Here is a 10,758-nt window from a genome sequence, read left to right as displayed (position 1 = left end):
CAATCTCCACATCCGTCATGAGGAAATCCGCCGAAAAGCTAACACCAGAGCTGGACCACTTTCGCCGTGTCACCTCACACATCCCGCTTCGGTTGGAGTCATTCATTTTCAATTGAGATCTGTATGACACCAGACACAACCTCTGGTCGTTTAGCTATGGAGTAAAAATCGACCCTAATTTAACGCTGCCCGCCCGAGCGCCGTGAAGCGCCGGCGGAAGGTTTCCCAAGATCTATTATGATAAATAAACGAAAATGAGGATGGCCAATGATCTATTATGTTTCTGCATCTAAAGCCAGCGGCGGCACAGGGACGCTGAGCAACCCATTCAGCTCCCTGCAGAAAGCCCATGATCTCGCCAAACCGGGCGATACAATCGAAGTGCGCGGCGGCACCTATTACTTGGCCCAGCCCCTCAAGTTCACGAGTGACGGCACGGCTGACAAGCCGATCACGATTGAAAACTATAACGGCGAAAAGGTCGTCATCGACGCGGGCAAGACGACGGGGGGCTTCGCCCTCACGCTCAACTCGGCCTCCTACAACCACATCAAGGGGCTCGAGATCAAAAACGGCGGTGAGGGTGGAGTCTGCGTCACCGGGGCATCGAACGGCAACCAGCTTGAACTGCTCAATATCCACCACAATGGCCGGACGTCGCAGTACGACGGCAAGGGCTTCGTGGTGTACGGCTCGTCGGAGAACAACCTGATCTTGAACGTGGATTCGCACGACAACCACGACCTCGCGGGCGACAACGCCGACGGCTTCCAGATCGCCACCACCGGGGTGGGCAACGTGGTGCGCGGCTGCCGCGCCTGGAACAACGCTGATGACGGCTTCGACCTGTTCAACGTGCAGAACAACACCAGGGCCGGTGCGGTCACCCTCGAGGGCAACTACGCTTGGCACAATGGCTACGATACCGCCGGAAACTGGTCGGGTGACGGCAATGGATTCAAGCTCGGCGGCACCCGCTCCGGCACGACCGGAACCTCCGGCGGTCACATGCTGATCGACAACGTGGCCTTCGACAATCCCTATGCCGGCTTCAGCGAGAACAGCGCCCAGGTCCCGCTGAAGCTCTACAACAACACATCATACGCGAACGGCTACTCCTTCGAGTTCTATACGGATTTGCACGTACTGCGGAACAACCTCGCCGTTGGGGGCAAATTGTGGGGCACCGGCGACCATAATTCGTGGAATGGCGGCGTCACGGCAAATGCGGCCGACTTCCAGTCTACCGCGTCCGCGACCGTTAGCGGCCCGCGCGCGGCGGATGGCACGGTGAATGCCGGCAGCTTCCTGCATCTCGCCGCCGGATCGGACCTCATCGACAAGGGCATCTCCGTCGGCATCAAATACGCCGGCACGGCACCGGACCTCGGCGCCTTCGAAACCGCGGCGATGACGAGCCCGGCCGTCAGCGCAAGCCTGGCCAAGATGCCTGCTATGACGCTGGCGCAGCCGGTCGACGGCGTCCAGGCGGTCGATGGCACCACATCCTCCGCGCAACCGGCGGGTACCGACGCGGCCGATGGCGGGGGCATCGCTGCGATCCAGCAGGGCGGCGCGCTCTACGAGAGATTTAGCTTCCTGACGGCGATGGACACGGGCCATCAGATGATTCTGGGTCATCCGGACAGCCTCCGCGCCTGCCTGCCGGGGATGGGCGCTCACGACCCATCAGGCCATGACGGGGCGTTCCAGGCTGTCGAAGACACGGCCTCTCTGCGGCACGCCGGCTTGCACGCCGCCCGGTACGGAGCAGACGCCGTCACGGCGATGCAGGAGGCCATGTCGAGCCACCTCCATGCCGGCAGCATCGCTGCCCCTGCCGATCCTCATCTGCCGGCTTTGCAGGATTACCTCCTGTAGCGACAGCTTGACTGGCGCATCAGCGTCGATCTGGACGGTATGGCGCGCTGCCGATGGTTGCGATGTGCTGGGCGCGGCGCGGTTGGCTGTCGAGGCTGTCGAAAGCGGCTGCGAACGGCATTCCCGCAGCCGCACCCCACGCGGCACCGCCGATCCGCCACGCCGCCCGGGTGACCAGCCTGCGCATCATGCCCTGAACCGCGCCGCAGCCAAGACATCCCGCACAAGCCGGCCGCGCCTCTGATCTGCCGCGCCACGCCACCTGCGCCGGCCGGCAGCGGAAACCGGCCTGGCGTCATCCATATGAACGATGACGGATCGGCCTGGCCCTGTAGCTTGCACTGAGAGGTCCTCATGTGCGGCATCTTTGGCTGGTTCGGAACCACCCCTCCCGTAGACGGGACCATCGAGCGAATGGGGGACCTGCTCCACCATCGCGGACCCGACGACAGCGGGTATGAGCAGGGTGTCGGCTGGGGTCTCGGCTTCCGGCGCCTCAGCATCCTGGACCTGAGCCCGCTCGGGCACCAGCCCATGCGCAGCCCCGACGGTCGCTGGTGGCTTGCCTTCAACGGCGAGATCTACAACTACGTCGAATTGCGGCACGACCTGGAACGGCTCGGCGAGCGGTTCCGGAGCGGGTCCGACACCGAAGTGCTGCTGCGCGTGCTGGCACGCCACGGTCTCCCGGGCCTCAACCTGCTCAATGGCATGTTCGCCCTCGCCCTAGTGGATACCGTCGAGCGGCGGTTCCTGCTGGCGCGCGACCGGGCCGGGGTGAAGCCGCTCTACTACACGCTCAAGGCGGCCGATCTCCGTTTCGCCTCGGAGCTGAAGGCCCTGCTGGCCTGGCCTGATGCGCGGCGGCAGGTCGACCGATCGGCCCTGCCCGAATACCTGGCCCTGGGCTACTTGCCAGAGGAGACCTGCATCTACGCCGGGTATGCCAAGCTTCCACCGGGCCATGTGCTGAGCGGTTCGCTCGACGCACCCGCCGAGGCCATGCCGCAGCGCTACTGGCAGCTGTCGCTGAACGGAGACCCCAGCCACCGTTCGCTGCGCGCCGATGAGCTGCAGGAAATGCAGGCGCTGCTGTCCGACGCGGTCCGCATCCGCCTGCGCAGCGACGTGCCGGTCGGCATCTTCCTGTCGGGAGGTATCGACAGCGGCCTGATCGCCGCCCTGGCCCGGGATTTCACGGGTGCGCGTCCCGTGGCGCTAACCGTCGGCTTCGCCGAGGCGGATGCTGACGAGACCGAATTGGCTCGCGCGACGGCGCGCCATGCCGGGCTGGCGCACCACGTCATCCGCCAGGATGCCGGTACCCTGGCCGATGTGGATGAGCTGGCTTGGTTCTACGATGAACCCTTCGGCGACCCCTCAGCTCTCCCCACCTTCGCCCTGAGCAGGATGGCAGCGCAGCACGCCACCGTCTTCCTTGGCGGCGATGGTGGCGACGAAGCTTTCGGCGGCTACCGGCGCTATACCGAAAGCCTGCGGCTGCGGCAGCTGATAGGCGCGGCCGGCGCATCGTCCGGGATGCTCCGCGCGCTGTCCCGCCTGGCGCCGGCACTGTCGGTCGCCCGTTTACGTCTCCTTAAGCTCGGCCTACCCGACGATGGCGCGGCGGCGGTCTTCGATGCGCTGCCGCTGGACCCCGCCATCGCCGCTGTGCTGCATCCCGACCTGCGCCCGGCAGTCGATGTTGCAGGCCGGACACTGTGGCAGGGCTGGGCGCGCAGCCGCGGCACGGCCTCGCTCACCGCCCGGCAGCAGGCTCTGGACTATGCGATGTACCTGCCCGGCGACGTGCTCACCAAGGTGGACCGTGCGTCGATGGCCCATTCCATCGAGGTCCGCGCGCCGTTCCTCGATTACAGGCTGGTCGAATGGGCGGCCCGCCTGCCGCGCGGCACGTTGCTCAATACGCAGAACGGCAAGCTGCCGCTGCGTAACCTCGCGGCGCAATTGCTGCCGCCGGCCGTGGCGCAGGGGCGGAAGCGCGGCTTCGACGTGCCGCTCGACGACTGGTTCCGCGCGCCGGATGGCGTCACGCTGGTGCAGGAGCGCCTGATCTCAGCCAACGCGCGCCGGGACGGCCTTTGGGACAGCGTCGGCGTGGCCAAGCTGCTGGCACACCACCGCGCCGGACGGGGGCGGGGCTTCGGGCTGCTGCTCTGGCGGCTCCTGATGCTTGACGCTTGGGCAGGGCATTACGGAGAAGGCGCCGGGATGCCGGTACCGCTCAGGGCGCGAAGCATGGCGGGAGGCCCGGCCTGGCCGGCCCATGCCGATCGCCGCGCGAAGGCAGAGGCCGCCTCCTAATGCCTCCGCCATGGCCCGCACCGGTTGCGGTCATAATCGGGGGCCTTGGCCAAGGCGGCAGCGAGCGGCAGCTGTACAGCTTCCTCGCCGGTTGCGACCGGCGCCGGTGGGAGCCGCTGGTATTCGCATCCGGCGCCCTGGGCTTCTGGGAGGCGCCGATCCGCGCCCTTGGCATTCCGGTGGTGCTCCTGCAGGGCAACCCGCTGGCCAAGATGCGCCAGTTCCGCACTGCCGTGGTGGCCGCGGGAATCCGGTGCTTCTTCTCCTGGTCCTCCTATACGAATGGCTATGCCCTGGCACTGGCCGGGACCGGCAGCCATTGCATCGGTTCTTTCCGGAACGCCCATTTCGCCGACCTACCCCACCGGCTGCGCCGCCTCTGGATCTGGATGAGTCTCGCCGGCCTCACCGCCGTGGTCTGCAACTCAGCGGAGACGCAGGCGCAGGTGGCACGGCGATGCAGCCGCCGCCTGCCGGTGGTCTTCGTCCCGAATGCAATCGAAGTCCCCACATCCGAGGTGGTGGCGGCCTGGCGCGACCACTGGCGCAAGCGGCTTGGGCTGAGTCCAGATACGGTCCTGGTGCTGGGGGCCGGGCGGCTTGTGCCGCAGAAATGTTTCTCGCGTTTCATCGACGTTATCGCCCAGGTCCTCCAACGGCATGGGCAAGCGGTGCACGCGGTCATCGCCGGCGAGGACTACGGCTGCCTGGCTGCCCTGCAGGCGCATGTGGCGCAGCTTGGGCTGGAAGGCCGGATCGAGTTTCTGGGCGCGGTTCCGGACGCCCGCGAGTTGATGGCGGCCGCCGATATCTTCCTCCTGTCGTCGGACTACGAAGGCATGCCGAATGTCGTGCTGGAGGCGATGGCAGCCGGCGTTCCCTGCGTCGCCACCCCGGTCAACGGCCTGGGCGGCGTGATCGAGTCCGGAGCGAGCGGCGTCGTGGCGGAGGCCGATGCGTCCGACCTTGCGCGGCATGTTGCCAGGCTCGCGGCCGATCCAGGGCTGCGCCAGGCCATGGGGGCGCGCGGCCGCGCCTTGATCGCCACCAACCACCAGCCGGATCGGATCGTTCGCGGACTCTGGGTGCTCTGCGAGGCGCAAGCCAAGCCCATCAAGGGAGATGCCAGTGCGGCTAGCGATCTTCGTCGACCAAGTCTTCTGGCGCGACGGCGACATGATGTCGACCGATGAGTCTTACGTCCTCTTCCTCGCCAGCTTTCTCGACGTGGTCGATGAGATCGTGCTCATCGGCCGGCTGGCGCCGGAGCCGGGCCGCGCGCCTTACCTGCTGGGAAACCCGGCGATCCGCCTCTGTCCGCTGCCCTACTACCCGAACCTCTATGAGCTCTGGAGGCATGGCCCGGGGATCTACCGGCGCGCCCTCGCCACGGTACGGCGGGAGGCGGCCGGGCAATGGGATGCGTTGCTGGTCTGCGGGCCGCATCCCCTCGGGCAACTGATCGCGCGACAGTGCAGCCGCTTCGGCATCCCGGTGGCGCTGATCGTACGCCAGAACTTGATCCAGCAGATGAATGCGCATCGTGGCCTGAAGCGGCTGGCAGCACTGGCTGCCGCGACGCTTCTGGAATGGGACTTCAAGCGGCTGGCCCGCGGTCGGACGGTGTTCACGGTGGGAACGGAAATGGCGGAGGAGTATGCCCGCTTCACGGGCCGCGTGCACAACCATTTTCCCTGCCTGGTGGATGACGGGCAGTTCCGCGCCTTCTCGGCGATGCCGGCCGGTGCCGACCCGGCACGGCTGCTCTGTGTCTGCCGGCTCGCGCCCGAGAAGGGCCATGTCTTTTTGTTCGACGCATTGGCCCGGCTGCGGGAGCGGGGCGTCGCATTCCACCTCGACCTAGTCGGGACCGGGGCGCTGGAGGCGGAACTGAAGAGCAGGGCACGGGCCATGGGCCTCGAGGACGCCGTCACCTTCCACGGCTACGTGCCTTATGGCCCGGAGCTCCTGCAGCTGTACCAGCAGGCTGGCGTGATGGTGCTCTCGTCGCTCACCGAAGGCTTTCCCCAGGTGATCAATGAGTCCCTCTCGATCGGAATACCCACCGTGGCGACGACCGTTGGCGGGATCCCGGCCTTCCTGGCGGATGGCCAGACAGCCCTGCTGGTGCCGCCGCGGGATTCCGCTGCCCTGGCGGCCGCCCTCGAGCGGGCTATCAACGATCAGGTCCTGCGGCAGGGCCTACGGGAGCGGGGCAGGGCGCTGATGAGTGCCAATACGCTGGAAGCCAACCGGTCGAAGGTGATGGGAGCAATTCGTCATGAAGTCCTTGCAGCCCGCGCCTGAACACCGATCCGCACTCGCCGATTATCCGGCACCCGCGGTACCGGAGCAGCCCACGGTCGGCATCGCGGTTCCGGTCCTGGACGAGGCTGCCCATATTGCCCAGGTCGCCGCAGACATCCTGGCGCAGGATTACCCGGGCCTCCGGGAAGTCTGGTTCGTCGATGGCGGCTCGACGGATGGCACAATCCCCATCCTGGCCGAGATCGCCCGCAGCGATGACCGGGTCAAGGTGGTGCACAACGAGCGCCGCGGCACGGCTGCGGCGCTGAACCTGGCCTTCGCAGGCATGCGGAGCGACATCCTGATCCGCTTTGACGCGCATGCCCGCTACGCACCCGATGTGGCCCGCTGCTACGTCGCGGCGCTGCTGGCGACAGGGGCGGGCGGGGTGGGTGCGATCGCGCGCCCGATGGAGGCGAGCACGGATACAGGCCGCGGCATCGTCGCGGCGCACCGGAGCCGCTTCGGCCTCGGTGGGGCGAAGTTCCGCGACGAAGGCGCCTCGGGCTGGGTGGAGTCGGTCTGGAACGGCGGCTACTGGCGGCATGTGGTGGAGCGGACCGGCCCCCTCCGCGAGGATTTGTGGCGCGCTGAGGACAACGACTTCAACGAGCGCGTCTGCCGGCAGGGTTACGGACTCTACCTCTGCCCAGAGGCCCATGCCTACTACCAGCCGCGCCAGTCGCTCGGCGCGCTCTGGCGGCAGTACATGGGTAACGGGGCCGGCGTGGCCAGGGCGGCCTTCGAGAACTTCCGCGCCTTCGGCCTGCGGCACTTCATTCCCTTCGCGCTGGTCATGGGCATCCTGGCGCCATTGCCAGTGGCGCTCTTCTGGCCGCCGGCAGCGCTCGTCTCGGTCGGCGTGACAGGCCTCTATCTCCTGGTGCTCCTCGTGGCGACCTTCGAGGGGCTACGTACGGTTCCGGGCTTGCCCGTGCTGTCGCTGCCGGCCGCCCTAGCCACGCTGCACTTCGCCTATGGCATCGGCTTCCTGCGGGGGCTGGCCGCGCAGGCCCGGGTCCGGCTTGTGCGACCTCCCGCCGAGCGGGCTTCCCGGATCGCCGGCGTCGTGCTGCTTGGCCTCGCCTTCGGCTCGCCCGGCGAGGTCGCCTCTGCCCAGGTCGCCATATGGTTCGCGCCCAGCATGGACCGTATTGCCCGCGACGGTTTGGCCGCGACGAAAGCATCGATGGAACTCTTCTCGGCACGGGGCGAGACCGAGTCTTTCCAGCTCGCCATTCGTGCACCCCAAAGCGGCCTGACCAACGTGACGGTGCGCATCGGCGACCTAGTGAGTGAGGAGGGTGCGCGGATCGCTGCGCGCCAGGTCGAGTTCTTCCGGGTGGACTACGTCACCGTCCGCCGAGGCAGTCCCAACTGGCGCGGCAGCAATCGCCCGCTCGGACCCGGCCGCTATCCCGACCCGCTGACGCCTCTGGCCAGCCCTTCCGGCGATGCGAGCTTCGTCGTGCCAGCCTCGCTTACACAGCCGGTCTGGGCCGATATCCAGGTGCCGCGGACCGCGCGGCCCGGGCGCTACCGGGCAGAGATCGTCGTAGCAAGCGATCAGGGGCGGGTTGCCGGCGAGGTGACGCTGGTCGTTTGGGCATTCGCTCTCCCGGCGTCCCCGGCGCTCGATAGCCTGTTCATCGCCCTGCGGCGGAACAACCCGCAGGCAACGACGGAATTGCTGAAGCATCGGCTGATGCCGCACCCCTTGGTTTCGCTGGATGTGGACCCGCACCAGCAGCCCACGCTCATGGCAAGATGGGGGCTGAAGTCGACCAGCATCGGCCTCTGGAGCGGCGCGACAGCCGAAGACTGCGCCATGGCGCCACCACCATCCGCAGCAACGGTCCGGGAGGCAGTGGCCGCGCGGGCGCCCGGCCTGCAACTCTACAACTTCACGGCCGACGAGATCGACCGCTGCCCTGCCGCCCGCGAGCCGTTGAAGGCCTGGGCACGCACGCTTCACGCCGCCGGCGTGCTGAACCTCGTCACTGTGACGCCGGTGCCGGAACTGTACGACGACGGCAGCGGCCAGGGGCGCTCCGCTGTGGATATCTGGGTCCTGCTGCCGACGATGTATGACGCGGCGCAAGCCCGCGTTGCCGAGGTAATGCGGCGCGGCGACCGCGTCTGGTCTTACAACGCCCTGGTCCAGGACGACTATTCGCCGAAGTGGCAGATTGACTTTGCCCCAATCAATTACCGGATCATGCCTGGCTTCATGAGTGCGTCGATGCACCTGACCGGCCTGCTCTACTGGAGCGTGGACCGCTGGACCAGCGATGCCTGGGAGGACGTGCAGACCTACCGCAACCGGGATGGTTATGATTTCCCGGGCGAAGGCATGCTGCTGTATCCCGACCGGCGGGCGGGCGAAACCGGTGTGGTGCCGTCGATGCGATTGAAATGGCTGCGCGACGGTGTGGACGACTACGACTACATCCACCTCCTTAGGCAGGCCGGCTGCATCGGCCAAGCAGCGGCGGCGGTCGCCCCGGTCGCCGTCTCCTGGCGGAACTGGACCAAGGACCAATCCGTGCTCGAGGGGCAACGCCGCACACTCGGCAGCCTCCTCGATCGCATTGCCAAGGGGGAATTGGTTTGCCGGACAGGGGAATCGGTACCATGAGCTACGAGAACATCGACGTCCTGGTGACAGGAGCCGATGGCTTCATCGGGTCGCACCTCGCGGAAGCGCTGGTAGAGAAGGGTGCCCGGGTGACGGCGCTCAGCGCCTACTACTCGCTGGACAATGCGGGCTGGTTGGATGAACTGCCGGCCGAAACCCGCGCCAGGATGACAATCCTGCGCGGCGACATCCGCGACCCGGCCTTCGTCCGCCGCATCATGAAGGGCCAGGCGATCGTTTTCCACCTGGCCGCCCTCATAGCCATCCCACACTCCTACGCCACGCCGCAATCCTATGTGGAGACCAATGTCCTCGGCACGCTCAACGTGCTGGAGGCCGCGCGCGAACTGGAGACCCAACGCGTCGTCCATACCTCCACCAGCGAAGTCTACGGCACGGCCATCACTATTCCCATCGAGGAGTCCCACCCCTTGCAGGGCCAGTCGCCGTATTCGGCTTCCAAAATCGGAGCGGACATGATGGCGGAAGCTTTCGCGCGATCCTTCGACCTGCCGATCGTCACCCTGCGGCCCTTCAACACATTCGGCCCGCGGCAGAGCGAACGCGCTATCATCCCCAGCATCATCCGGCAGGCGCTCGACCCGCGATGCGACGCCATCCTCGTCGGCGACACAACGCCGCGGCGGGATCTTACCTTCGTCGCCGACACAGTGGCGGCTTTCCTGGCTTTGGGCCGCGAGGGCGAGGTCAATTACGGGACGGCCTACAATGCCGGCAGCGGGCAGACGATTTCCGTCGCCGAGTTGATCCGCGCAATCCTGCGGACGGTCGGTAGCGAGAAACCGCTGGTACAAGATCCGCAGCGCATGCGGCCAGCAAATTCCGAGGTCCGGGCCCTGCTGGCCGATGCGTCGCGGTTGCGCCTGGCCACGGCTTGGCAACCACGCGTCTCACTGGAGGAGGGACTGCAGCGGACCGTAGCGTGGTGGAGGCTCCGCCTGGAGCGTGGTCGCGTCCGTCCGACAATCCAGTTCATGACCTGAGCCCTGTCCAGGCCGGAGCCGCACCAGAGACGCCGGGCGCGGGAAATGGCACGTGGTGCGTGTCCGCCCGGTTCGCCAAAGCGAGAGAACAGAGCGTCATCCGGCCAGGGCATATACGGGGCTTTGCAGGCCAGGGGCGCATCGGCAAGGTGGCCACGCTGCACCATCCCGGCCGAGGGTCACCAGGTTCGGTCGACGTCACGCAACAGCCTATGCAGCAGAACCGACCTGCCTCCGCCTTCCGGCCACCGTGTTCCCCACTTCAGCCGTGGGGACGGCTGGAACGCTCTGGCCGACATCGAGGTCTTCGTCTTTGCGGTTGAGACCGAGTGGAGGCCATGGGTCGCGAGCGGGTGGGCATGCAGCGCCGCGGCCGCAAGCCGGACCTGACCCTGCGGCGGCGCTTGATCGGACTGATCCGGATCCTGACCTTCGGCGGCCTGCATTGACGCATCGCCGGCTGGCTCTCCGGCGTTCCTTTCACCACCCTGCACAGCACCTTCGCGCGCCGGACCCGGCTGGGGCTGTGGCGGCGGCTCGGCCAGCGCCTCGCTCTCGACTGGCCCGCGGCCACGAGGTGCTGCCCTCCGCAGCGGTGACGGA

At 67.0% G+C, this 10,758-nt stretch carries 6 protein-coding genes; all 6 read left to right on the top strand.

From position 1 onward, the window contains the following. Positions 1 to 267: 267 nt before the first annotated feature. Positions 268 to 1,881 (top strand): right-handed parallel beta-helix repeat-containing protein, encoded by a 1,614-nt coding sequence (locus JMJ55_RS27530; protein ID WP_202828817.1) that lies wholly within the window; start codon positions 268 to 270, stop codon positions 1,879 to 1,881. A 354-nt stretch (positions 1,882 to 2,235) separates the two neighbouring features. After that, complete coding sequence (gene asnB / locus JMJ55_RS27525; protein WP_202828816.1) at positions 2,236 to 4,206, top strand: asparagine synthase (glutamine-hydrolyzing); 1,971 nt, start codon at positions 2,236 to 2,238, stop codon at positions 4,204 to 4,206. Continuing rightward, a complete protein-coding gene (locus JMJ55_RS27520; protein WP_202828815.1) occupies positions 4,206 to 5,399 on the top strand; it encodes a glycosyltransferase in 1,194 nt (397 codons plus the stop codon). Before asnB ends, JMJ55_RS27520 begins: the two co-directional genes overlap by 1 nt. 34 nt (positions 5,400 to 5,433) lie before the next feature. Beyond that, complete coding sequence (locus tag JMJ55_RS31995) at positions 5,434 to 6,513, top strand: glycosyltransferase (protein ID WP_202828814.1); 1,080 nt, start codon at positions 5,434 to 5,436, stop codon at positions 6,511 to 6,513. Next, entirely contained in the window at positions 6,488 to 9,151 is a 2,664-nt protein-coding gene (locus JMJ55_RS27510) for a glycosyltransferase (protein WP_202828813.1), read from the top strand. Before JMJ55_RS31995 ends, JMJ55_RS27510 begins: the two co-directional genes overlap by 26 nt. Next, positions 9,148 to 10,155, top strand: a complete 1,008-nt coding sequence (locus JMJ55_RS27505) for an SDR family NAD(P)-dependent oxidoreductase (RefSeq protein WP_202828812.1) — start codon at positions 9,148 to 9,150, stop codon at positions 10,153 to 10,155. The genes JMJ55_RS27510 and JMJ55_RS27505 overlap by 4 nt, the downstream gene beginning before the upstream one ends. Positions 10,156 to 10,758 lie beyond the last annotated feature (603 nt).

The sequence above is a fragment of the Belnapia mucosa genome (genome assembly GCF_016775475.1).
GTDB classification, from domain to species: domain Bacteria; phylum Pseudomonadota; class Alphaproteobacteria; order Acetobacterales; family Acetobacteraceae; genus Belnapia; species Belnapia mucosa.
Note: the sequence above shows the minus strand (reverse complement) of the source record. Positions and strands in the feature narration are given on the sequence as shown.

Bases quoted from the DNA above. Each gene is read 5' to 3' on its own strand.
- JMJ55_RS27520 (WP_202828815.1), top strand. From the start codon at position 4,206: ATGCCTCCGCCATGGCCCGCACCGGTTGCGGTCATAATCGGGGGCCTT.
- asnB (WP_202828816.1), top strand. From the start codon at position 2,236: ATGTGCGGCATCTTTGGCTGGTTCGGAACCACCCCTCCCGTAGACGGG.
- JMJ55_RS27530 (WP_202828817.1), top strand. From the start codon at position 268: ATGATCTATTATGTTTCTGCATCTAAAGCCAGCGGCGGCACAGGGACG.
- JMJ55_RS27505 (WP_202828812.1), top strand. From the start codon at position 9,148: ATGAGCTACGAGAACATCGACGTCCTGGTGACAGGAGCCGATGGCTTC.
- JMJ55_RS27510 (WP_202828813.1), top strand. From the start codon at position 6,488: ATGAAGTCCTTGCAGCCCGCGCCTGAACACCGATCCGCACTCGCCGAT.